At 64.4% G+C, this 24,163-nt stretch carries 18 protein-coding genes and 1 pseudogene; 10 read left to right on the plus strand and 9 right to left on the minus strand.

All coding sequences use genetic code 11. From position 1 onward, the window contains the following. Positions 1-27 precede the first annotated feature (27 nt). Together G6N10_RS15080 and G6N10_RS15085 are read right to left on the minus strand one after the other, a co-directional pair. Positions 28-1,125: a zinc-dependent alcohol dehydrogenase gene (locus G6N10_RS15080; protein WP_043985022.1), complete on the minus strand. Its 1,098-nt coding sequence runs from the start codon at positions 1,123-1,125 to the stop codon at positions 28-30. Further along, entirely contained in the window at positions 1,122-2,615 is a 1,494-nt protein-coding gene (locus G6N10_RS15085; RefSeq protein WP_041800306.1) for an acetyl-CoA acetyltransferase, read from the minus strand. The genes G6N10_RS15080 and G6N10_RS15085 overlap by 4 nt, the downstream gene beginning before the upstream one ends. 180 nt (positions 2,616-2,795) lie before the next feature. Here G6N10_RS15085 and G6N10_RS15090 point away from each other — a divergent pair, with 180 nt between their 5' ends. The 3 genes from G6N10_RS15090 to G6N10_RS15100 are packed head-to-tail and all read left to right on the plus strand — an operon-like array spanning position 2,796 to position 4,824. Next, a complete protein-coding gene (locus G6N10_RS15090; RefSeq protein WP_011895464.1) occupies positions 2,796-3,389 on the plus strand; it encodes a TetR/AcrR family transcriptional regulator in 594 nt (197 codons plus the stop codon). 48 nt (positions 3,390-3,437) lie between these two features. Further along, entirely contained in the window at positions 3,438-3,872 is a 435-nt protein-coding gene (locus G6N10_RS15095) for a PaaI family thioesterase (protein WP_011895463.1), read from the plus strand. A 52-nt stretch (positions 3,873-3,924) separates the two neighbouring features. Beyond that, on the plus strand, positions 3,925-4,824 hold the full coding sequence (locus G6N10_RS15100; RefSeq protein WP_011895462.1) for an alpha/beta fold hydrolase: 900 nt from the start codon (positions 3,925-3,927) through the stop codon (positions 4,822-4,824). Between the two features lie 631 nt (positions 4,825-5,455). Here G6N10_RS15100 and G6N10_RS15105 read toward each other — a convergent pair. Next, the gene (locus G6N10_RS15105; RefSeq protein WP_163742504.1) at positions 5,456-5,797 is read right to left on the minus strand and encodes a TetR/AcrR family transcriptional regulator; all 342 of its coding nucleotides are present in this window, start codon (positions 5,795-5,797) and stop codon (positions 5,456-5,458) included. Positions 5,798-6,124: 327 nt separating this feature from the next. Between G6N10_RS15105 and G6N10_RS15110 the strand changes: the two genes are divergently transcribed. Then, positions 6,125-7,444, plus strand: coding sequence for a cytochrome P450 (locus tag G6N10_RS15110; RefSeq protein WP_163742507.1), 1,320 nt, complete (start codon positions 6,125-6,127; stop codon positions 7,442-7,444). On the opposite strand, the pseudogene G6N10_RS15115 reads toward G6N10_RS15110, so the two are convergent. From G6N10_RS15115 to G6N10_RS15135, 5 genes and pseudogenes are all read right to left on the minus strand, one after another. Next, positions 7,346-8,657: pseudogene (locus G6N10_RS15115) on the minus strand (ISL3 family transposase). The gene G6N10_RS15110 and the pseudogene G6N10_RS15115 overlap by 99 nt on opposite strands. 712 nt (positions 8,658-9,369) lie before the next feature. Then, positions 9,370-10,926, minus strand: coding sequence for an acyl-CoA synthetase (locus G6N10_RS15120; protein ID WP_085094723.1), 1,557 nt, complete (start codon positions 10,924-10,926; stop codon positions 9,370-9,372). Between the two features lie 127 nt (positions 10,927-11,053). Further along, positions 11,054-12,208 (minus strand): acyl-CoA dehydrogenase family protein, encoded by a 1,155-nt coding sequence (locus G6N10_RS15125; protein ID WP_085094725.1) that lies wholly within the window; start codon positions 12,206-12,208, stop codon positions 11,054-11,056. 58 nt (positions 12,209-12,266) lie between these two features. Then, complete coding sequence (locus G6N10_RS15130; protein ID WP_011895456.1) at positions 12,267-14,282, minus strand: ATP-binding protein; 2,016 nt, start codon at positions 14,280-14,282, stop codon at positions 12,267-12,269. 5 nt (positions 14,283-14,287) lie between these two features. Further along, the gene (locus tag G6N10_RS15135; RefSeq protein ID WP_043985027.1) at positions 14,288-15,889 is read right to left on the minus strand and encodes an acyl-CoA carboxylase subunit beta; all 1,602 of its coding nucleotides are present in this window, start codon (positions 15,887-15,889) and stop codon (positions 14,288-14,290) included. A gap of 106 nt (positions 15,890-15,995) precedes the next feature. Between G6N10_RS15135 and G6N10_RS15140 the strand changes: the two genes are divergently transcribed. Then, positions 15,996-17,195, plus strand: coding sequence for an acyl-CoA dehydrogenase family protein (locus G6N10_RS15140; protein ID WP_407664032.1), 1,200 nt, complete (start codon positions 15,996-15,998; stop codon positions 17,193-17,195). Between the two features lie 147 nt (positions 17,196-17,342). Here G6N10_RS15140 and G6N10_RS15145 read toward each other — a convergent pair whose 3' ends face one another. Then, positions 17,343-18,017, minus strand: a complete 675-nt coding sequence (locus G6N10_RS15145) for a TetR/AcrR family transcriptional regulator (RefSeq protein WP_011895453.1) — start codon at positions 18,015-18,017, stop codon at positions 17,343-17,345. Positions 18,018-18,125: 108 nt separating this feature from the next. Between G6N10_RS15145 and G6N10_RS15150 the strand changes: the two genes are divergently transcribed. The 5 genes from G6N10_RS15150 to G6N10_RS15170 all read left to right on the plus strand — a co-directional run bounded on the left by G6N10_RS15150 (position 18,126) and on the right by G6N10_RS15170 (position 24,129). Next, entirely contained in the window at positions 18,126-18,962 is an 837-nt protein-coding gene (locus G6N10_RS15150; protein ID WP_011895452.1) for an SDR family NAD(P)-dependent oxidoreductase, read from the plus strand. A 31-nt stretch (positions 18,963-18,993) separates the two neighbouring features. Next, entirely contained in the window at positions 18,994-19,917 is a 924-nt protein-coding gene (locus tag G6N10_RS15155) for a hypothetical protein (RefSeq protein ID WP_011895451.1), read from the plus strand. After that, positions 19,914-21,584, plus strand: a complete 1,671-nt coding sequence (locus G6N10_RS15160) for a flavin-containing monooxygenase (protein WP_011895450.1) — start codon at positions 19,914-19,916, stop codon at positions 21,582-21,584. Before G6N10_RS15155 ends, G6N10_RS15160 begins: the two co-directional genes overlap by 4 nt. A 71-nt stretch (positions 21,585-21,655) precedes the next feature. Continuing rightward, positions 21,656-23,170 (plus strand): flavin-containing monooxygenase, encoded by a 1,515-nt coding sequence (locus tag G6N10_RS15165; RefSeq protein ID WP_085094731.1) that lies wholly within the window; start codon positions 21,656-21,658, stop codon positions 23,168-23,170. Then, the gene (locus G6N10_RS15170) at positions 23,167-24,129 is read left to right on the plus strand and encodes an alpha/beta hydrolase (protein ID WP_067992185.1); all 963 of its coding nucleotides are present in this window, start codon (positions 23,167-23,169) and stop codon (positions 24,127-24,129) included. Before G6N10_RS15165 ends, G6N10_RS15170 begins: the two co-directional genes overlap by 4 nt. Positions 24,130-24,163: the final 34 nt, after the last annotated feature.

The following is a 24,163-nucleotide window of genomic DNA, read 5'->3' on the forward strand; positions in this document are numbered from 1 at the left end:
CTTCCGGTTGGGCGCTAGTTGGCGCTGTCAGGCGATCGGCACAAAGACGTTGTGCAGAGCGGGGACCCGGTCCGGCTCGTTGCCGGCCAGAAGGTCGAGCAGCCCGGGCAGGCCGGCGAAACCGGTGATCTCGCGGTGCAATTCTTCGAAGGGCCAACGCCTAGAGACCAGCAGCTCGATGGCGCTCTGGTAGGCGGGGTAGTCGACCCCCAACGAACCGAAGATGCGTAGTTCCTTGAATACGAGCAGGTCTGGCTCGAAGCCCGGCGCTCCGCCGCCGCCGCGTGTGCCCGCGACCACCACGCGTCCGCCGGGCTGCGCGAGTGCGACGGCGTCCGCGAATGCGGCTGGCGCCTTCGCGGTGACGTCGACGACGACATCTGCGAGCCGGCCGGTCGCCATTTGCAGGGCCTGCGCCGGGTCGTCTTCGGTGACGTCGATGGTCAGGTCCACGCCGAACTGGTGGGCTGCGGCTAGCCGAGTTCGGTCGCGAGGGCCGACCCCGGTCATCGCGACGAATGCCGCTCCGGCCTCCTTGGCGGCTACGGCAGCACAAATCCCGCGGATCCCTGGTCCGAGGACCGCGACGACGTCGCCCGGGCTTGTCTCGGGCAACATGGCAGCCCATTTGATCCCTGCCCCAAGCGGATTGAACAACGTCGCGACGATCGGGTCGAGTCCGTCCGGGACCGGCAACGGCATGGAATCGAACGGCAGATGCAGGTGGGTTGCATAGCCTCCCCACAGGCCGGGCGGGATGTTCACGTCGACGAAGCCGAACATGGTGGCGAGGCCGTTGCTCGAGCACCTGCGATACTCGCCGCGGCCGCACGAGTCGCACTCCCGACACGATCGGAACACCTCGACGGCGACTCGCTGACCCACCGAGACGCCCCAACGCTCGCGCGCGGCGTCACCGATTCCCTCGATGACGCCGATGATCTCGTGTCCGGGGATGAAGGCGAACCCCGTCGGCAGGTGTCCGCTGAACTGCTCGTGGTCGGTTCCGCAGAGCCCGCACGCCTCGATCCGCAGGAGACCGGACTCGTCGTCGATGCGCGGCACCGGAAGATGCCGCCGTTCAAGGGTGCGCGGCTTGGTCAGCACGAGCGCGTCGGCGTTCACGACAGTTCGAATTCGACGTGTCCGTCCGCCTGCCGCACGGCGACTTGGTGTCCGACGCACATGTCTCGTGACATTGCCACCGCCACCTCGGCATCGTCACTGCGCGCCGCGACGCGGCGGCCGTCGGTCATGCGCGCGAAAATCGGCACCCAGGAGGGGCCTTGGTCACGGTCGTGCACGACGGTGTATCCATCTATGGTCGCCTCTCCGGATGCGTCGGCGGGAGAAGCGACCGGGAGGGAGGTGCCGTCGATCGCAGACTGCGCATCGGCCATGTCCGGAGTCTGCCATCCCGTTGGCGGTGGAGTCGCCGACCACAGACCCAGCGAGTGCTTTGTGATGTACCAGCCCAGTCCGGACACGAGCCCGACGGCGTCCGGGTCGCTCCTGCAGCGTCGCACCATCTCGACGATCGAATGGCTGACATAGTTGTTACCCGGCCCTCCGTGGTAGGGCAGTCCGCCGGTCACCGTGAACCCGCGGTCATCCGCCGGGTCGAGATCCAAGGCGTCGATCGCCGCCTCGACCGCGGAAGGAAAGCAAGAGTAGAAATCAAACCATCTAATGTCGTCGATGTGAAGTCCACTGGCCGCCAATACCGCCTTGCCGGCGGCCCTTATTCCGGCGGAACGACCCAGATCAGGCCGCTGAACCGGGAAATACACGTCGTTGCATGTGGCCGACGACCACGGGAAGACCCAACGATCACTGGGCACTCCGAGTTCCTCGGCGACTTCGGCGGCCATGATCACGAAAGCGGCAGCCATATCCACGGCGATGATGCTGTTGAGCAGCTTCGGGTACGGCTCGCACACCATCCGGTTAGCCGGGGAGACCGTGCTGAGCTCGTCTGCGCTACGGGCACGCGGAAACCAGGCCTGCTCGAGATGTCGGGACGCCTCAACCGTGAACGGAGCCATCAAGTCACCCAGCCAGCGGCGCTGTTCGTCGAATGTGCGGCCTGATCGGGCCGCGATCGCGGATTCGAAGATCGGGTACACCTCGTGCGGCCAATGTAACCCGGCGCCCACCTCGGCTTCGCTCAGTCCCGGGCGGGTGTCACCGAGTGACTCGTCCTGTGCTGCGATGGGTTTGGGCTCCAAAAGTGCGCTACCGGATGCGACTTTGCGTGCTGACGCGCCGCTTTCCGCTCCGACGATCAGAGCCGCGTCGCTGACGCCGCGCCAAATGCGGCGGCCGAGGACCTCGACCAGATACTGGGGGGTGTTGCCGCCGACCGGACAACTGATGCGATGATCCGGCGTCAGCCCAGTCGCTTCGGCAATCCTCGACGCGGGGTTGTCGCGTGGGATCATCAAGATTCCGGGCGTCGCCACGGTATCGATGCGATGCCCGATCGCGGCCGAAGCATCATGCAGCGCTCGACGCGCGGCCTCGGCGGCCAAATCGATGGGATCGACGGTGCCTTCACCGCGATGTGTGAGTTCACCGACGCCGACGACAACCGGAGTGCGTGGTGGGATGGCCAACGGTCAGATCACGCTCATCGTCGAGGTCTTCTATGCGACACGACTGCGATATTGTCACATCCGTTTCCATGCGACAACCGCGGGTGTTCGACAGAGCGAGTCCCTTGACAGGGCATACTCGTACCCGTGACGAAGAGATCGTTGCGGCGGGGCGACGCGACTCCTGGGCGAAACCGCGATATGGCGCGCGATCGCCTACTCGACGCCGCCGAAACGTGCCTGCAAGGCAAGGGGCTGTCGGGCACCACGATGGAGGATATCGCCAGGCATGCGGGCGTATCGCGCGCCACGGTCTATCGCTACTTCGCTAGTCGCGAATCCGTCGTATCCGGTGTCATCGTCCGCGCAGCGGAACGCTACCTGCACCGCACCAGCGGACGGATCTTGGCGCACACCGACTTGGGCTCTGCCATATTGGACTTCGTTGCAGTCACGGTGCGCGCGGCACGCCGCGAACCGATAATCGGCATGCTCTTCGCCAGCGACGATGAACTCGCCGGCGTGGGACTGGCCGAGGGAACGTCGGTGGCGCTGTTCGAACTCGTCGCCGAGTTTCTGCGACCCGTGTTCGCCGCACACTGGCATCAACTCGAAGCCGGCGTTTCGGTCGATGACGCCGCCGAATGGATTTTGCGCATCATCCTCAGCTTGCTCGCGGTTCGCGGCCCCCGGCACCGCAGCCCCGAAGGAATCGATGCTTTCTTGCGCCGATTCCTGCTTCCCGCGCTACTGGCCGACACTCACAGTTGCATTGCTGCGACAACTGCGGAGTAGTGTCTCAGCGATGGCATCGGTATCGCTGAACGAAACGAGGCGCTGACCATGGACTTCCCCCAGTTCAACAAGCAAATAGCCGAGGAGCTCCAGCACGCGGGGGGAACCTCGGGAGGGCTCGCCAAGTACTTGGACTTCCGCCACATCGAGTTCTCCGCCGGGAGACTGGTAGTGGAAATGGACGCCCGAGCCGATTTGTTGACTCCTTTCGGCACTCTGCATGGCGGATGCCTGTCAGCGATGGTCGACCACTGCTTGGGCGTGGTGTTCTATCCGGTGATCCCACCTGGGTCATGGGTGGCCACAACCGAATTCAAACTGAACCTCCTACGTCCGGTGTCCAGTGGAGTCTGCGTTGCGGTCGCCGACATCATCGCGCTGGGGAAGCGTAGCGGCGTCGCCAGGATCGACATCACCAATACGGGACGCCCGGTATGCGCCGCACAGGGAACAGTGACCGTCGTCGCCCAGAGCGCCTCGTGATCCGGTCGCGGAACGAGAACGCTGCCCAAGGCGACCATCGAGGACACAGCAAATGACCTCAACGTTCGAGCGCGTCCGCAACGAAGACGGAACCGCCCTTGCAGCCGATGTCTACCGACACGAATCCGCCCGCGCGGTCGTCATACTGCTGCACGGCGGTGGACAGAACCGCCATGCCTGGGCGACTACGGCGCGCCGCTTACACGCGCGCGGGTATACCGTCGTCGCTTACGACGCCCGCGGTCACGGCGACAGCGAGTGGGACCCCGATGGTCGATACGATCTCGACCGACTTGCATCCGACCTGCTGTCGATTCGCCGATATGCCAGCGATGGCCGCCCGCCAGCTGTCGTTGGCGCATCCTTGGGCGGCATGACGGTGTTGGGAACGCATTTGGTGGCGCCTGCCGATCTGTGGGGAGCCGTCGTACTGGTCGACATAACTCCGCGAATGGAGTTTCACGGAGCACGCCGCGTCGTGTCTTTCATGGGCGCCCATCCCGACGGATTCGATACGCTCGACGCGGCCGCGGACGTCATTGCCCAGTACAACCGGCATCGCGCTCGGCCCAAGAACTTGGACGGTCTCCGAAAGGTCTTGCAGCAGCGCGACGACGGTCGGTGGATCTGGCGATGGGATCCGGCGTTCATAGCTTCCAACTTCGAGTTCCTGCAGGGCGACCCAGCAACTGGTGCCAAAGAATTCGGCGCCATAAGCGACCTTCTCATCGAAGGGGCCCGCCGCGTGCGAGCACCAACGCTTCTCATTCGCGGCGTTCACTCCGACGTGACGTCGCAGCAGTCGGTCGAGGAGTTCCTCGAAGTCGTACCGCACGCCGAGGCTGTCGACGTTTCGGGCACGGGCCACATGGTTGCGGGCGACGACAACGACGCCTTCACTTCGGCAGTCGCAGATTTTCTCGACCGCACGCTGAACGACTCGTCGGACTGAGCGTCTTTCAGGGCCTTGCGATGGCCGCGGCCCGGCGACGTCAGGTTGTCAAGGCCTCACGAACCGCTTCCGTGAACGCATTCCTCGGGGGGGTTGCACATCCGCGGGTACGAAGGCCTCGATGCCAAACGAAAATACCGACAACGCCAGACCGAGCAACGGCCAGACCGACGAAGATGAGCTTCCACGTCCACACCTCCAGCGGGGCCCGGAGCACAAGACGCCGACCACGGAACTCGACGCTGCACACCCGGATCCCAACACCCCGCGGCTGTCATATCCGGCCGAAAGGCGAGGAGGTAGTTCCGGGATGAGTTCTATCAACGTCGCAACTGGCCGGGTTTTCAACCGTCGTCAACATCGACAATGAGATCGGCTTGGGGAGACGAAGGCGAAGGCCTTGCTGGGCTCAGTGGCACGCTCTTTACGCGCTCAAAGCTGGCCCGAGGAACCGCTCAATGATCTCACGTTCTGTGCCAGGAACGCTTGCCGGCCAGTGCCACAGCGCAAGCACTGCGCGTACGAACCACTGGGCGGCGGCCTCGTCGTGACGGTCTGAGCCGATCATGCTTGTCGCGATGCCGGTGACGATGGGCGAGGTCTCGATCCATCGCCGGTTCTTCGGATTGGATCACCGAAGCAGTTGTTGGACAATGTGTTCCGTGCGGAGGTGGTGTAGGGCCACGCTGACGGCGACGACGATCCGCTCATGCCCTGTCAAATCGCAGATTGCGTCGTCCACGGCGTTTACGATGCGCGACGACAGCCTCACCACGACCGCTTCGCAAATCGCGGCTTTCCCACCCGCGTGACGGTAGATCGTTGCCGGCGAACAGTGGACCGACGCGGCGAGTTCGTGGATGGAGAAATCATCGAAGCCTCGGCGTCCGATCAAACTCGCGGCCGCCTGGAGAATCCTTTCAGTCGCAGCGGCCGCTCTGGGCTGCTCGAGTAGCCAGTCGTTGCCTGTCACTTCCAAGGCCTTCCGATGTTCGACACCCCTGGTCGGCTTGGGAGAATTCTCGGAATGAGAATTAATAGACTCTCCCAATCGCAGTATTAGCATTTCACAGCTCTATAGTGATAATCCAGACCCGCCGAGGGCAGACGATTTCCTATCAACTGTTGCCGCACCATTGACGCGGTGGATCGCCGTTGGCCAGCCTTGATGCCATGACATACTGCGCAGCGCGCTCAGGCACCAACCGTCCGGCGACCTTAGCGGGGACTACCGATGAGTAGATGGCGCTCGGATAGCGCGGTGCGGCAAATCGGGGCACCGGTGGTGGCGGCTGTCGGAATGAACATTGCTGCGGCCGTACGGGTCCGGCGCCGTGGCTATGCAGGATGGACCGGTGCGGTAAACACCGATTACGATCCACTCGATCCAGCGACCGCGGCGCAGCCATTCGATGCCTATCGCGCGCTGCACGCCGGAGGGCGGGTGCACTACAACCCCAAACGTGCGACCTTCATTCTGAGCCGACACGAAGACATCCGAGCAGCCCTACGCGACACCGACGCCGTCACAAGTAGCCAGGGCGTCACCCGAATGAAGATCTCGGCACCGATCTTGGTGCTCACCGACGGCGATGACCACACCCGGCTTCGCAAACAGGTTCAACCCGGGTTCACCAGGGGAGCTATGAGCGACTGGCAGGGGATGGCAGACCAACTCGCCAAAGAACTCGTCGCCGACGTCGTCGCCAACCCCGGTTGCGACGTTATGGAGCGCCTCGCCGTGCCTTTGCCCATCCGAATGATCGCGCACATAATCGGGATTCCGCCCGAAGATGTCCAGAACTTCCGATCATGGTCCGAAGACGGTGTCGGCGTCATCAATGCCGGCGTGAGCCCCGCCGGGCTGCGGCAGGGGCTCAAGGGGGTTCGGGCGATTGCGGCACTGCGCCGGTACTTCAAGGATCAGTTGGCCTCGGGCAAGCTCAAGGGGTCAGATACCGTACTGGGTCGGCTCGTCGATAACAACGAGGACGGCAAGCTCTCCGACGACGAGCTCTTCTTCATCGCGATGCTCCTGTTATTCGCTGGGAATGAAACCACCACCAACCTCATCGGCGGGATGTTCGACACCCTTGCCCACGCCCCCGATCAGTTCGCCATGATCCGAGACGATCCCGACCTGATCCCCAGCGCTGTCGAGGAACAGCTGCGGTACTCGGCGCCCATCCAAAACCTGTACCGCTACACTCGCACCGACTACAGGGTCGGCGAGGTGACTATCCCGAGCGGGTCGCGGCTCTTGTTGGCATTCGGCGCGGCCAATCGCGACCCTGAGGTCTTCGAGGATCCCGATACCTACCGCGCTGACCGAAATCCGCGCAATCACATCGCATTCGGCTACGGCGTTCACATGTGCATCGGAGCAACCCTCAGTCGCATGGAGGGCCAGGCGGTGCTCCGCGAACTCACTTCCCAAGCCTCGGCCATCGCAGCGGCCGGTTCGGCCACCTGGTCAACCAACAGCTCACTTCGGGGCACCACTTATCTGGCTCTTCCTGATTCAGAGTGCGTTGATCCGATCCTGAAGTTGGCCGGAGTGGATCAGGGCTCGGATGATGTAGTGGTTGAGGTTGCGGAATCCCAGGGCGATGCCGCGTAGGTGTTCCAGGCGGCCGTTGATGGCTTCGACGGGGCCGTTGGAGACGCCGACGTCGAAGTAGGCCAGGATCTCGCGACGGCGTTTCCATAGGCTGCGGCCCAGCTGCGCCAACTCCTCCAGACCCTTGGGTAGCCCGGATCGGATCCGTTTGAGGCACTTGAACATCGCCAACTTGCCCGCCCGCCGGTCGGGGTCGGCGTAGGCGCCGATCAAGTCCTGGTAGTAGCAGGCGGTGACCTCCACCGCTGCGTGCGCATCATGGGCGGCAAGGGCCTTGTCCAGCTTGGCTTTCTGCTTGTCGGTGAGCAGCTCAGTTCGGGTGAGCAGAATCCTCCGGATTCCGAACAGCGGGTCACCGGTGCGGCCGCGATGACCGCAGGTGTCCTGCTGGATGCGCTGGCGGCATACAGTGAGTTTGTCTGCTGCTAAGTGGATTACGTGAAATGGATCCATGACGGCCCGTGCTGCGGGCAGGGCATCGGCGGTGGCGGTGCGGTAGCCGGCGAACCCGTCCATCGCCACCACCGTGACTCGGCTGCGGAAGTTCGCCTCGCGGGCGTTGAGCCAGCCCGAGGACCTCGGCGGAGCGCCCTGCGACCATGTCGAGCAGCCGGGCGGGGCCGGTGCCGTCGATGACCGGGGTCAGATCGACCAGCACGGTCACGAAGTCCGGGTCGCCCTGGCCGCGGCGGTGTTTCCACTTGTGCTCATCGACCCCGAGGTAGCGGACTCCGGCGAGATGGGCCGGGGAGCCGAACACCAGCTCACGCGCCAACTCCGCTGCCACGATGTTGACGGTGTTCCAGCTCAAGCCCAGGGCTTTGGCGATCGCTGCCACTGACATCTTGTCGATCGCCAGCCGCTGCACAATCCAGCGGGCGCAGCGGCGGGTCGTCGACGCTTTCGGTGCGGCGACCCGGTCGGTGCGCTGCCGGAAGATCGTCACCGCGCAGCCGTCGTTGCCGCAGGTGAACCTCGGTACGCGGACCCGCAACCGGGTCGGATGCCCGACGACGGGTAGGTCGGTCAGGACTCGTTCAACGTGATCACGCAACCCACCGGGCTGGCCGCATTTCGGGCAGGTCGGATCGTGTTCGACCGGCCGGCAATCGATCCAGGTCAGCTCCTTGGCGATCGCCGCGCCGGTGATCGCCACCCCCAACTCGACCGTTCGGCAGATGGTGTCAGCAACAAGGCACGTAGGCTCAGACATTGGGTCCTGTGGGTGGTCGATAAGTGTGTAGGAACTCTCATCCTCACACCCCAGGGCCCGCCTACATCCCCAGCCTCACCGCGTCAGCGCCACACCCCGCCACGCACTCCCAAACCGGAAGAGCCACTTATCTGCCGATTCGGCTGACACCCGCGCGGTGATGAACGAGGACTGTCCGAGAAACCGATGCGTGAATCAACGCGTAATCGGTGACGGTGGATCTCAGCTGGGTGCGCCACGCCAGAGCGTGGGCTTGGCCGCAGTCGACCGCGGTACTCCTCGCAGCGTAGTAACACCGGTAGTCTCGGACGGATGGGTGTGGTGACCGACGGCGATCCGGATGTCTCGGGCCTCGTGGTCCGAGTCCGATTCATGTTTCGACGCTGCCACCGGGCTCTACTGCGGGAAGGCTGATCGGGTGGAGTCGTCGGTCGCCGCCGTACGACACTGAAGCACCCCCCTTTCGCCGAAGCTCATGGGCGTCAGGGACGCTCAAGCACCTATCGCAAGGTGACAGGCGAGCGCATGGCAAGACCCACCCGCAACACATGCCGGATGTCGTGTTCCTCCCGGTTGTCTCGGCCGACAAGTCCCAACCCTGCGCCTCTAAACGTTAGCGACAAATAACATCTTCAGCTATTTGCAGCGGTGACCTTGGCTACTCGTCGCGACAACACTTCCCAAACCCGAGCTCCGCCTCCGGTGTCGTGCCTCAGCGCTGGACGACGCCGCCCTCGACACCGGTGAATCGCCTGCGCAGCTCGGTCTTGAGGAGCTTGCCGGTGGCGTTGCGGGGCAGCTCGGCAAGGAAGTGCACCTCGCGCGGGCACTTGAAATGCGCCAGCCGTTCGCGGCACCAGGCGATCAGTTCGTCGGCGCCGGGTACCTGTTCGGCGGCTGGGTCGGCCACCACCACGGCGACGACGCGCTCACCCCACTTGTCGTCCGGACCGCCGACGACCGCGGCGTCGAGCACACCGGGGTGACGGAACAGCACCTGCTCGACCTCGATGGGGTAGACATTTTCCCCGCCCGAGATGACCATGTCCTTCTTGCGGTCGACGAGCGTGATGTAGCCGTCGACGTCGATCCGGCCGAGATCGCCGGTGTGGAACCAGCCGCCCCGGAAGGCCTCGGCGGTGGTCGCCGGCTTCATCCAGTACCCGACGAACACGTTGGGTCCGCGCACCAGGAGCTCGCCGACGGTGTCGGCCGGGACGTCCCGGTCGTCGGCGTCGACGATTCGGGCATCGACGTGCATGGCGACCCGGCCGATCGACCCGGCCCGCGTGGTGATGTTGGCGGCGTCCAAGACCGAGACCATGGGGGCGGTCTCGGTCATCCCGAATCCCTCGGTGAAGGGGACTCCGCGTTGGTGCATGAAGTCGATGACAGTCAGCGGCATCGGTGCGCCGCCGCCCATGGCCAGACGCAGCGCGGAGAGGTCGTAGGAGTCGAAGTCGGGCACCTGGGTCAGCGCCGACCACATCGCCGGCACCATGAACTGGACGGTGGCCCGGCTCTCGGCCATCGCCTTGAGCGTGCCCACCGGGTCGAACGACGGCAGGATCACGCTGGTCCCGCCGACGTAGAGCAACGGCAACGTATGTACCCCGAGCCCGCCGATGTGGAACATCGGGGCGACTGCGACAGTCACGTCGCTGCCGGTCAGGCCTTGTTCGGCGCCCAGCACGTTGATGGCGTTCCACAGTAGGTTGTCGTGGTTGAGGATGGCGCCCTTCGGGCGGCCGGTGGTGCCCGAGGTGTACATGATGAACGCGGGGTCGCGGCCCTCGACGTCGCTGTCGAGTGGCGCGGGCGCACCGTCGGAGAGCAGGTCGGTGTAGGGGATCTCGCCGTCGGCCGGGGCGCCCCCGGCCCGGAGGGTGTGGCGGACCCGGACCCCAGGCTCGGTCAGCGCGCTGACCGCCGCCGCTGCTAGCGGCGCGTGGAACACGAACACGTCGGCGCCGGAGTCGGCGAGGATGTAGCCGATCTCCGGGCCGGCGAGCCGGACGTTGATCGGGATGGTGATGGCGCCGATCTTCGCGCAGCCGAGGAGGACCTCCAGGAACTCGACCGAGTTCACCAGCAGTATGGCCACCCGGTCCCCCTTACGGACACCGAGACGCAACAGGCTCGAGGCCACCTGGTTGGTGCGCCGATCGAAGTCGGAGTACGTGAAGCTGGTGTCACCTTGGACGAGCGCTGTGCGCTGCCCGTTGAGGAAGGCCCGTTTGGTGACCCACTGACCGATACCGCGATCCATGTTGATTTGCCTCCTCGGCAGTTTTGGTTGACAAATGCTCGTTAAGGCAGGACCCGGCCCCGGCGGGCGACCGATCACCACTGTCCGTCTTGGTAGACGGAAGCGGACAGGAACGGATGAAGGATGCTCAGTACGATCGTGGCAGGTTGAGGCTGTGCTGTGCCACGTAGTTGAGGATCATCTCTCGGCTGATCGGCGCGGTCCGCATCAGCCGTGCCGGGCCCCAGAGAGTGGCCAGCCCGTACTCGGTGGCCAACCCGTTGCCGCCGTGGGTCTGGATCGCCTGGTCGAGGGCGAGGATGCCCGCCTCGGCCGCAGCGTATTTGGCCATGTTCGACGCCTCCGCGGAACCGGGATCGGCGGCGTCGTGCAATGAGGCCGCCCGCTGGGTCATCAGCCGGGCCAGCTCCAGCTGGATTTTAGCGTGCGCAAGCGGGTGGGACAGGCCCTGGTGGGCTCCGATCGGCACGTCCCAGACCTTGCGCTCGCGCGCGTAGGCAGAGGCCTTGTCCAGCGCGTAGCGGCCGATGCCGTTTCCCAGGGCGGCGCCCATGATGCGTTCGGGGTTGAGGCCCATGAATACCTGACGCAAACCGTCGTTTTCCGCGCCGATCAGGTTCTCGGCCGGCACCCGCACGTCGTCGAAGAACAGCGTGAACTGCTTTTCAGGTGTCACCGCCTGCACCGGGATGAGGGTCTTGGTCAGCCCGGGCGCGTCGGTCGGGACCACGAGCAGGCTCAGCCGTCCGCGTCCGCGGTCGTCGGTCGCGGTGCGGGTGACGACCAGGATGGCCTCCGCCTCGTCGACGCCGGAAATGTAGTACTTGGTGCCGTTGAGTATCCAATCCCCGCCGACGCGCTTGGCGTAGGTGGAGATGTTGTGCGAGTTCGAGCCCGCATCCGGCTCGGTGATCGCGAACGCCATGATGACCTCGCCGCTGGCGATGCCCGGCAGCCAGCGTGCCTTGAGTTCGTCGCTGCCGAAAGCCTGGATGATCGTGCCGCAGATGGTGGGGGAGACCACCGTCATCAGCAGCGGGCAGCCGGCCGCGGCCAGTTCCTCACCGACGATCTGCATGTCGTAGATGCCGCCGCCACCGCCGCCGTACTCCTCGGCGATGTTGATCCCGAGGAACCCCTGTTCCCCGACGGCGTGCCAGAGTTCCGAACTCTTTTCCCCGCCGAGCGACTTGGCCACGTAGTAGTCGTGCCCGAAGTCCTTGGCGATCTCGGACACGGCCTTGCGCAGCGCTCGCCGCTCCTCGGTCTCGTGCAGTTCCATACCGCTCTCCTACTTCGATGTCACCGGCCACCGGGGCCGGTGACGGGTCCGATGGTGCTCAATCCTGATCTGCACCGGCGGCCGCTCCGACCACCGCGAGGGCATCGCCGGTGGACACTTGCTGACCCACCTCGACCGAAAGCTCGGCGACGATCCCGTCGATTGGGCTGACGATGGTGTGTTCCATCTTCATCGCCTCCACCACCACCAGCGCCTGCCCGGCCGTCACGACGTCGCCCGCGGCGACGGGCAGCCGGATCACCGAACCCGGCATAGGCGCCGTCAGCGAGCCCGCCGGCTTTAGCGCGCTCGGGTCCAGGAACCGTGGTACCTGCGTAAACGCAGTGGACCCGGCAGGGCTGTCGACATAGGCAATGTCGGCGTCGAGGACGACGTCGTAGCCGCGCCGCACCCCGCCGGTCTCCAGGACCACCCGGTCCGGCCGCTGCACGAGCACGCTGACGTCTTCGACGGGCTTGCCGTCGACTTCGACCTCGACGCCGTCGCGGAGCAGCGCATAGCCCACCCGACGCTCGCGGCCGTCGGCGGTCAGCCATCCGGTGGACTGCAGTTGGGACGGGTTGTTGCGCCACCCGGCAGGCAGCGTCGGCTGGACGGGGGCCGCCGCGCGGCGTCCCGCGACCTGGGCGAGTGTGGCCGCGATGGCGTGCAAGCCCTCCCCGTCGCGGTCGATGAGGGCTGCGCCGAGGTCGGCCACGTCGTGGCGGTCGAGGAACCCGGTGTCGGTGCCGCGTCCGGCGAACTCGTCGTGGCGCAGAACGCGAACCAGCAGATCCCGGTTGGTGGTGAGTCCGTGGATCCGGGCGCCGGCGAGCGCGGCGGACAGCGCGCCGAGCGCCTCGGCGCGGGTGGGCGCCCAGGCGATCACCTTGGCCAGCATGGCGTCATAGTGGTGGCTGACCACCGAGCCGTCGCGCACGCCGGAGTCCACCCGGACCCCGACGTGGTCGGGGATCTGCATCGTGCGCAGCGTTCCGGTCTGCGGCAGGTAGCCCTTCGTGGGGTCCTCGGCGTAGAGCCGGGCCTCGACCGCGTGGCCGGTGATCCGCGGCTTGCTCACCTCGGCAGGCAGTGGCCGACCCATCGCCACCAGCAACTGCAGGCGCACGAGGTCGAGCCCGGTGACGAGTTCGGTGACCGGGTGCTCGACCTGCAGCCGGGTGTTCATCTCCAGGAAGGCGAACGTCCCGTCGTCATCGCCGCCGTTCGCGTCGAGGACGAACTCGACCGTTCCGGCCCCGACGTAACCCACGGCCTGTGCCGCCGCGACCGCCGCCGCGCCCATCCGGGCGCGCAGGTCGTCGTCGACGACGGGCGAGGGCGCCTCCTCGATGACCTTTTGGTGGCGGCGCTGCACCGAGCACTCCCGCTCGAACAGCGAGACAACCGTGCCGTGCATGTCGGCCAACAGCTGGATCTCAACGTGGCGGGGACGCTGCACGTACCGCTCGAGGAACACCGTGCCGTCCGAGAACGCCGACATCGCCTCGCGCGAGGCCGAGGCCACGGCTCCGTCGAGGTCGTCGGCCGACTCGACAACCCGCATGCCGCGCCCGCCGCCACCCGCGCTCGCCTTGACCAGCAGCGGGTAGCCGATCTCGGCGCCGAGCTTGCGCAGCTTGTCGGGGTCCAGGCCGGTCGCGTCGCCGCCCGGGAGAACCGGCACGCCCGCATCGGCCATCATCGCCTTGGCCGTCAGCTTGGAACCCATCGCGTCGATGGCATCCGGCGGCGGGCCGACGAACACGAGCCCGGCGTCGGCGCAGGCCCGCGCGAAGCCGGCGTTCTCCGACATGAAGCCGTAGCCGGGATGCACGGCGTCGGCGCCGGTGAGGAGGGCGGCGGCGATCACCCGGTCACCGTCGAGGTAGGTCTCCGCCGGCGAGGAACCCGGTAGCCGGACGGCCTCGTCGGCATCGTCCACGTGCCAGGCGTCGGCGTCGGCGTCGGAGTACACGGCGACGGTCGCGATGCCGAGTTCGCGACAGGTGCGAAACACGCGTCGGGCGATCTCTCCCCGGTTGGCCACCAGCAGCTTCTTGATCACGGGCATCGCCATCACATCCGGAACACGCCGTAGCCACGCTGGCCACGGATCTCGCTGTTGTGGACCACGGAAAGGCAGAACCCGAGAACGGTACGGGTGTCGCGCGGGTCGATGATCCCGTCGTCGTAGAGCCTGCCGCTGTTGGCCAGCGCCAACGACTCACGCTCGATCTGGCCCTCGACGGCAGCGCGCATCTGGGCGTCGGCCTCCTCGTCGAACGGGAGCCCCCGGTCGGCGGCCGACTCGCGGGCCACGATCGACAGCACGCCCGCGAGCTGGGCCGGGCCCATGACGGCCGAACGCGAGTTGGGCCAGGTGAACAGGAAGCGGGGAGAGTAGGACCGCCCGCACATCCCGTAATTGCCCGCACCGTAGGACGCGCCCATCACGATCGTCAGGTGTGGGACAGCGCTGTTGGAGACGGCGTTGATCATCTTCGCGCCGTCCTTGATGATGCCACCCTGCTCGTACTCCGCGCCGACCATGTAGCCGGTGGTGTTCTGCAGAAACACCAGTGGCGTGTCGATCTGGTTCGCCAGCTGAATAAACTGGGCGGCCTTCTCCGCCTCCTCGCTGAACAGGATTCCGCGCGCGTTGGCAAGGATCCCTACCGGGTATCCGTGGATCGAGGCCCAACCGGTGACCAGCGAGGTGCCGTATAGCGGCTTGAACTCGTCGAAGGCGGACCCGTCCACGATTCGGGCGATGACATCACGTGGGTCGAAGGGAACCTTCGGGTCCACCGAAGCGATCCCGAGGAGTTGGTCGGGGTCTCGCAGCGGGGGGGTCGGTGGCTGTGTCGGGCCGGGCCCGAGCTTGCGCCAGTTCAGTCTGGCCATGATGCGCCGCCCGATCCGGATGGCGTCCTGCTCGTCCTCGGCCATGTAGTCGGCCAGCCCGGAGGTGCGGGCGTGCATGTCGGCGCCGCCGAGCGACTCGTCGTCGGACACTTCGCCGGTCGCCATCTTCACCAGCGGCGGACCACCGAGGAAGACCTTGGACCGGTTGCGGACCATCACCACGTAATCACACATGCCGGGGATGTACGCGCCGCCTGCCGTCGAGTTACCGAATACCAGCGCCAGTGTCGGCAGGCCCTGCGCGCTGTGCTGGGTGAGGTCGTTGAATAGCTGGCCCCCGGGCACGAAGATCTCGGCCTGCGTGGGCAGGTCCGCCCCGCCCGACTCGACGACGTTGATGATGGGCAGCCGGTTCTCGCGGGCGACTGCCATGCCCCGGAACACTTTTCGGAAGGTGTAGGGGTTCGAGGCTCCGCCGCGCACGGTCGGGTCGTGCGCGATGATCATCGACTCGACGCCTTCGACGATGCCGATGCCGACCACAACGCTGCCGCCCACCGGAAACTTCGTGCCCCACGCCGCGAACGGACAGAGTTCCAGGAAGGCCGTGTCGGGGTCGATGAGCAGCTCGACGCGCTCCCGAGCCAGCATCTTGCCGCGGCTACGGTGCCGGGCGACGTACTTCTCGCCGCCGCCACCGTTGGCCAGCGCCAGCTGTTCGGCGAGCGCATGGAGCTGCGCGATGAGTCCCTCGCGATTCTCGAGGTATACCGGCGCGCGGGTGTCGACCCGGTCGGGCAGGACGTCAATCAACTTTCCTCCAGGTGACATCAACGTCGATCTCCTGACACGCTACGTTATCGGTCATTAACATTCGACGACAATGGGGTCGACGTGGCAATCGTGCCGTCCCCGAGTGATCACAGCAGGAGCAACTCACATGAAACAGCCGGATCAGCGGGAAGCGGAGGCGGCCGCAGCCGACCCGTGGATGACGCCCGAGCGCATCTCGTTGCGCAACCTCGCGATGTCGTTCACCCAGAAGGAGATCGTTCCTCACCTGCAAGACTGGGAGGACGCCGGAGAGCTCCCTAGAGAACTCCACCGCCGCGCAGCCGCAGCGGGGTTGCTGGGCGTCGGGTTCGCCGAAGAGATCGGTGGCTCCGGCGGTGACCTGCGCGACCTGGTGCTGCTCACCGAGGCCGTGATGGAGGCCGGCGGCTCGTCGGGCTTACTGGCCAGCCTACTTACGCATCACATCGCAGTGCCCCATATGGCCGCGCAGGGCGATCCCGAGCAGATCCGCAGCTTCGTGGCGCCGACCCTGGCCGGGGAGAAGATCGGCAGCCTTGGCATCACCGAACCCGACACCGGTTCTGACGTCGCCGGCATCCGCACTACCGCACGGCGCGACGGCGACCACTACGTGGTCAACGGTGCAAAGCTGTTCATCACCTCGGGTGTCCGCGCCGATTTCGTGACCACCGCCGTGCGTACCGGCGGCCCGGGCCCGTCGGGGATTTCTCTGCTCGTGGTGGAGCGTGGCGCCACGGGTTTCTTGGTCTCGCGGGCACTGAAGAAGATGGGCTGGCTGTGCTCCGATACCGCCGAACTCGGATTCACCGACGTGCGCGTGCCGGTGGTCAATCTGGTTGGCCCCGAAGGCAGCGGATTCCTGCAGATCATGCAACAGTTCCAGGTCGAACGTGCTTTCATCGCCGTCCAGTGCTACGCCACGGCCCAGCGCTGCCTCGACCTGACGCTGGATTGGGTGAAGAAGCGCGAAACCTTCGGTCGACCGCTATCCACCCGACAGGTGGTGCGGCACAAGATCGTCGATATCGCGACGGCCGTCGACGTCGCCCGTACGTACACCCGTGCCGCTGTGGACCGCATCGTCGCCGGAGACACCGACGTGCGGATGGTCTCGATGGCCAAGAACCAAGCCGTAGAGGCCTGCGCGCTCGCCGTTGACACGGCCGTCCAACTATACGGTGGCATGGGCTACCTACGCGAGACCGAGGTCGAAAGGCACTATCGCGATTCGCGCATCCTGGGTATCGGGGGCGGCACCACCGAAATCATGAAGGAGATCATCGCCAAGCAGATTGGCCTCTGAGTGAAGCCGCCATTCGACAGCAGGAGCGTCGGCTTGGCAGGTCGACGAGACGGACCTTCCACCGTTTCTAAGGTAAGTCAACGGTGTGTCACGACCCCTGCGGCCAATGCAGCCTCCGCCACCGGGAAATTGCATCCGGAGTACCAGCTAGCCAAACTTATCAACCACGTAGCGGCGAGCCAGCGTCTCAGCAAGTCTACTCGTATGTTCGACGATGTCGACCTGACTTACATCGACCAGTAGTCCTGCGTGCCAAGCGCTGATCAGTTCGACGAAGCCGCCGACCGCTACAAACGTGTCCATACGCAGAGCCATTTCGTCTGCGTCAGGCTTCAGATGCGGCTTGCTGGCGGCCATGACGAGCTGGGTTGCTTCCTGCAAGGCCACCGCTCGGCGATCTTGCAATGTTGAACTGCCGACGTGCTGTGTCAGCAGGATCTGTGCTCGCCCGGCATCCTGCGCGATGCGGAGAACAACGATCGAGATTGCGGCGCGAATGGTTTCGATCGGTGGTTGACCGACGCGTTCGGCAAATGTTGCCGAAACCTCGCCGAGCATCTCGTCCCGCACGTTGTCCCACGCTGCTACGAGCAACTCATCGCGCGTCTTGAACTCCTCGTAGAAATATCGGTCGTTCAGCGCGGCTCTGGAGCAGACCCCACGCATTGTCACGGCAGCCCATCCGCTTTCCGTCCAGATCTCCGTCGCCGCGTTCACTAGGCGCCGCCGCCGGTCAGCCCGTCGTTCGGCGCCAGTACGCCCGCCCCACCTTGCTGCCTTTGTCCGCACGAATACATCTTGACAAAGGCAGGAGCGCCGCATCAAACTGGTGGCAGGCGACCACAATTGTGTTCGCCGCCACCAGATGGCTGCAGGCCGGCTTGTCTCACAGGTCAGGCGTCGCCGTAATCTGCAAAGGATTCAGTAGTGATGGATATCTTGAGGTGGGACAGACCGCCTCGCCTGAGCCGCCGCGCCAACGCGGTCGTAACGGGAGCGGGCAGCGGAATTGGCCGTGCCTTCGCGGTGGAGCTCGCCCGTAGAGGTGGACGAGTGGTGTGTGCCGACATCGACCCGGTGCGTGCCAAGGAGACGGTCGGGCTCGTCGTCCAAGCCGGCGGCGAGGGGCTCGACATCGCATGCGATGTCACGGACGAAGAGCAGGTCCGCGAACTCGCCGACAGCGCCGAGAAGTGGTTCGGCGCGGCAGCCAGCCTGGTGATCAACAACGCGGGCATCGGAATCGGTGGCAATGTCATCGGCGCGACGCCCAAGCGGGACTGGGAAGCGACACTTTCAGTCAACTTGTGGGGAGTGATTTACGGCTGCGAGATCTTCGTACCGCGACTTCGTGCGAAGGGCAGCGGGGGAATTATCAACGTCGCATCGGCTGCAAGTTTTGGAGCAGCGCCCCGGATGGGTGCCTATAACGTCAGCAAGGCCGGCGTGCTCTCGCTATCCGAGACTTTGGCGGCCGAGCTGAGTGGTACTGGTGTGGCGGTGACTGTACTGTGCCCGACATTTGTCAAGACCAACATCGTCGATAACCCTGGTATTGAGGAGTCGGCCGCCAAGCTGGCAACGAATTTGATGAAGTGGACCGGCGTGTCGGCGGAATCGGTGGCGCGCAAAACGTTGGACGCGAACGATCGCGGTCAGTTGCACGTCCTACCCCAAGTCGACGCGAAGATTCTCTGGTTATTTAAGCGGGCAGTGCCTGCCACGTATACCCGTGCGCTCGGTTTGGTTGAGCGAATCGCGCGCTAAGTCATTCCAGACAAAGACAAAGGAGACTCCAATGGCATTCAAATACAGCGATATGCTCGAGACGATCAAGAATCGGCAGTGGGCGCTGGCCGACATCGATTGGGATGCGCCGGGCGCCGATAAAATCACTGATGAGCAGCGGCCCGAACTGAAGCAGTTCATGGCTGACGTGGTGTGGATAGAACACGTCGGTGCACGCGCGTTCGCCGCCATGGCGCCGAAAGCGCCGTTCGAGGCTCTAGGTGACATCTACCGGTATTTCCATGCCGAGGAGCAGCGGCACGCCAACGCGGAGCTGGCGCTCATGCAGCGGTGGGGGATGCTCGAGGAAGGGGAAATCCCGGTGCCGAACAAGAATATTCGACTGGTCATCGAGTGGATCGACCGATACGCCGAGGCCCTCCCGCTGACGGTGATCGGAGCGGCGATCCCAGCCTTGGAGACTGCGCTCGACGGAGCATTGCTCAAGTTCCTTCTCGACGAGGTGCAGGATCCGCTCTGCGCCGAGGTCTTCAACAAGGTCAACAACGACGAATCGCGGCACTTGGCAGTGGGATTCCAGGTTCTGAACGACCTCGGCGCCAGCCCCATGCGCATTCATGCGACTCAGACGATGGGGGCGCTCATCGACCCGAGAATCCTTCTCGGCGGCGTCCTCTACGTGCCGTTGCTCACCAGGATGTTGACCAATCTCAACGCCATGGGATTGTCGGAGGAGAAGCTCTACAACGCGGTGATGCGGTACGAGAACGTCGGAGATCGTAGTGAGTTCACGCGCCGCGTTCCGGGCTACCACATCTTGAAGGCTCACATGTCCGCCAGCATCAAGCGTTCTCAGCCATTGCATTTCATTTCGCAGCGGCTGGGTACCGCGATCGACCACTTCCCCACCGAGGTGCTCGGTAAGTCACCGACGTGGACAGAAGAGCTGACCTACGAACCGGTGGCCAGATGAGCGACACCACGACCGTCTTGATCGTCGGTGCGGGTTTCGCCGGCCTGGGAACCGCAATCCGGTTGCTACAACAGGGTATCGACGATTTCGTTGTCCTTGAACGTGCCGACGAGGTGGGTGGTACCTGGCGGGACAACACCTATCCCGGCGCGGCGTGCGACATCCCGTCGCTGCTCTATTCCTACGGGTTCGAGCAAAATCCGGACTGGTCCCGCGCGTATTCGGGCAGCGCCGAGATCCTCGGCTACATCAAGACGATGGTGGACAAGTACTCGCTGTCGCGTTTCATCCGGTTCGGAGTGAACGTCACCGGTCTGGAGTTCGACGAGGAAAGCGCACTGTGGACGGCGCAGACAGCTGACGGCTCGCAGTTCACGGCGCGCACCGCAGTGATGGCCAGTGGGCCGCTGGCGAATGCGAGCCTGCCGGACATCCGCGGACTGGACACCTTCGATGGTCACAAGATCCACAGTGCGCGTTGGGATCACGACTACGACATGAGCGACAAACGTGTCGCCGTGATCGGCACCGGAGCCAGCGCTGTTCAGATCATTCCCGAACTGGTGAAGACTGCGCGGTCGGTCAAGGTCTTCCAACGCACCCCCGGCTGGGTCCTCCCTCGGCCCGACTTCTCCCATCCGCAGTGGGTGCGGACGGCGTTTCGTCGCTTGCCTCGCGTGCAGAACGTCGGACGGCAGGCGTGGTTTTGGGGCCACGAGCTCATGGCCGTCGGCATGGTCTGGGATACCCCGGTCACCACTGGCATCCAGCTACTGGCGAAGGCGAATTTGCGGAGGCAGGTATCGGATACTTGGCTCAGGCGCCAGCTGACGCCGAACTTCCGTGCCGGCTGCAAACGGATGCTGATGAGCAGCGATTACTACCCCGCTCTTCAGCGCGACAACTGCAAGCTCGTCTCATGGCCGATCGCGACCCTGTCGCCGAATGGCATACGGACCGCAGATGGCATCGAACACGAACTGGACTGCATCGTCTTCGCCACCGGCTTCGATGTATGCAAGGCTGGCACACCTTTTCCCATCCGAGGCGCGCATGGTCGTGAGCTCTCCGACGAGTGGTCCCAGGGCGCCTATGCGTACCGGAGCGTCACCGTCGCAGGCTATCCCAATCTTTTCTTCACCTTCGGACCAAATTCAGGGCCCGGCCATAACTCGGCCCTCGTGTACATGGAGGCCGAGATCAACTACATCGTCAAAGCCATCGGCGCGATCATCGCGAATGATCTCAGTACGCTCGAGGTCCGCGAAGATCGGCAAAATAATTACCACGGCGAGGTACAGCAGCGGTTGGGAAGTACGACTTGGAATTCGGGTTGCAAGAGCTGGTACCTCACGAATGACGGATACAACGGCACCATGTACCCCGGTTTCGCCACCCAGTTCAAGCGCGCACTGTCCAAGGTCGACATGGGTGATTATGTAACGACCCCGACAACCGCACGAACTGAGCACCACCCAACCGAACACGCCCAAAACGGCTCGAATGTGGCCAAGGTTGCCCAGGGCCGCAAGGCCAAGGTAGCCCAGGGCCGAAAAAGCGCAGGCGCCCTGCCAACGCGGTCTGACGTCAAAGCCGACATCCTGGACGTGGGCGTCGGGAAGGTACCGCCTAAGCGCGCAGCCTCGAGAGTGAGGAAAGACGCTTGAGTGTCCATGTTGCGGGCGACGAGAATGCCCCCACCTCCGGAGCCCCTACGTACGAGGTCCCCACCCACGAGATATTGGTCATCGGAGCTGGATTCTCCGGGATCGGAGTGGGCATCAAGCTGCTGAAGGAAGGTTTCTCGGACTTCCTCATCGTTGATGAGGCCCAAGGGGTGGGTGGAACCTGGTACTGGAATACCTACCCGGGGATTGCAGTAGACATTCCGTCATATAGTTACCAATTCTCCTTTGAGAAACGCCCGTCGTGGTCCCGTACCTATGCGCCGGGGATCGGACTGAAGAACTACGCGAAGCATTGCGTGAAAAAATATGGCCTCGCGTCGCGCATCCGCTTCGGAGTCACGGTTGTGAGGGCTGAGTTCGACGAAGAATCGACATTGTGGCGTTTGTTTACCTCGACGGACGAGGAACTGACAGCGAGGTTCGTCATCAATGCCTCCGGGGTTCTCACGCGACCAAAATCGCCGGACATACCGGGGGTCGGGGACTTCGGCGGGGTCACGATGCACACGTCGCGCTGGGACCACCAGCAGACCCTCACCGGAAAGAGGGTCGCCGTCATCGGGACGGGCGCCTCGGCGGTGCAACTGATCCCCTCGATAGCCAAGGACGTGGACACACTCACCGTCTTTCAGCGCACCCCGATATGGTGTCTGCCGAAATTCGACTTCGCGGTGCCCCGCCCGCTGAGTGCTCTTCTCCGGCTCGCACCCGGAGCGCAGATCGCCGCGCGGGGAGCCAGCCAGGCCTTTGTCGAACTCACCTTTCCCGTCGCAGCGCACTTCCATACCGCCATACCGCTGGCGTCGGCGATCGAGCGTGCAGCGATCAGCTATATGCGTCGGCAGGTCACCGACCCGGTCGTTCGGGAGAAGCTGACGCCGCGTTACGCGCTGGGCTGCAAGCGACCAAGCTTTCACAACGAATATTTGAAGACGTTCAACCGCGAGAACGTCCTTCTTGAAACCAACCCCATCACCCGGGTGGATGAGACCGCGGTAATTACGGCCGATGGCGTCAGACACGAGATCGACGTGCTCGCCCTGGCAACGGGATTCAAGGTCATGGAATCGGACAGCATGCCCACCTACTCGCTCAGAGGTGTCGCCGGCCGAGACCAGGCACAGTGGTGGGACGAGAACCGACTCCAGGCATATGAGGGAGTCAGCGTGCCAGGATTCCCGAACCATTTCTCAGTGTTTGGCCCGTACGGATACAACGGGTCGTCCTACTTCGCACTCATCGAGGCACAGGCGGGTCACATTCTCCGTTGCCTCCGGCATGCCAGGACGGCCGACTCGAACTACGTCGAGGTACGCGAGGAGGCGAATCAACGCTTCTTCGCGGAGATGCTGGCACGGCGGCATACGCAGGTCTTCTGGCAGGACAGCTGCGCGGGCGCGAACAGCTATTACTTCGACAAGCATGGGGACGTGCCTCTGCGTCCCACGACGACGGTCGAGTCGATCTGGCGCAGTCGACGATTCGACTTGGCCGACTACCGTTTCGAACGGCGACCGGCGAAAAAGGCGGACACTGCCCCACAGAAGGTGGACACCGCCGGATGAGTTCACCTGCCAGGCCGAATCCGAGCATGGCGAGCCACCTGGTCGCGGCAACGGCGCGAGGCGTTCTTCGACCTCTCACGCAAGTGATTCCGGCCAACGACCATGGCTTCGCGGTCATGGACCGCGTGCTACGGGGAACACTCGTGGTGTCGCGGCCAAGGCGCGCAATCAGTGTCGAGAAGGTAGACACGCCCTTCGCCGGTGAACGTGTGCGAGGCGACTGGGTCAAGGCGGCCAACGTGGCCTCGGATGCTCCGCCGATTCTTTATATACACGGCGGCGCATTTTCTATGTGCTCTCCCGAGACCCACCGTGGCCTCATCAGCGAACTGTCCGCGGCCGCCCGCAGGCCGGTATTTGCCGTGCGCTATCGATTGGTCCCGAAATATCCCTTCCCGGCGGCCGCAGATGATGCACTGATCGCCTATCGATGGTTGACAGAGGGAAGCGCGATCACCGCGTCTTCTGGCACGGTGGCGCTCGCCGGCGATTCCGCAGGCGGCCAGCTTGCTGCGGCGACGGCGCTTGGCGCTCGGGAACATCGACTGCCGACGCCGGATGCCATGCTGCTGATGTCGCCGGTGCTGGATTTGACATGCCAACTCGCGATGGACCGTGATCTGCGCAGACGGGACCCCTTTGCGTCCGCCATCTCTGCGTCGAGAACAATTGGTCTGTACGTGGCGGGCGCCGATCCAGCCGACCCGAGGATAAGCGTGCTCGATGCTGATCTCACGGACATGCCACCAACTTTGATTCAGGTCGGCGGACGAGAGATGTTGCTCGACGACTCCAGAGTCTTTGCCAAACGTCTGCAAACTGCAGGGGTCTCCTCGCAGTTGCAAGTTTTCCGCGGCCAGATCCATGTCTTCCAGGCGATGTTTCGCCTACTGCCAGAAGCACGTGAGGCCCTCAGGCTCGGTGGCGAGTTCTTGGCTACTTCGGCCACCGTCCGTTGACAGCGTCCCTGCGCACGCCTTGACCACGAGGCGC

The sequence above is a fragment of the Mycolicibacterium fallax genome, from assembly GCF_010726955.1.
In the GTDB taxonomy this organism is placed as follows: domain Bacteria; phylum Actinomycetota; class Actinomycetes; order Mycobacteriales; family Mycobacteriaceae; genus Mycobacterium; species Mycobacterium fallax.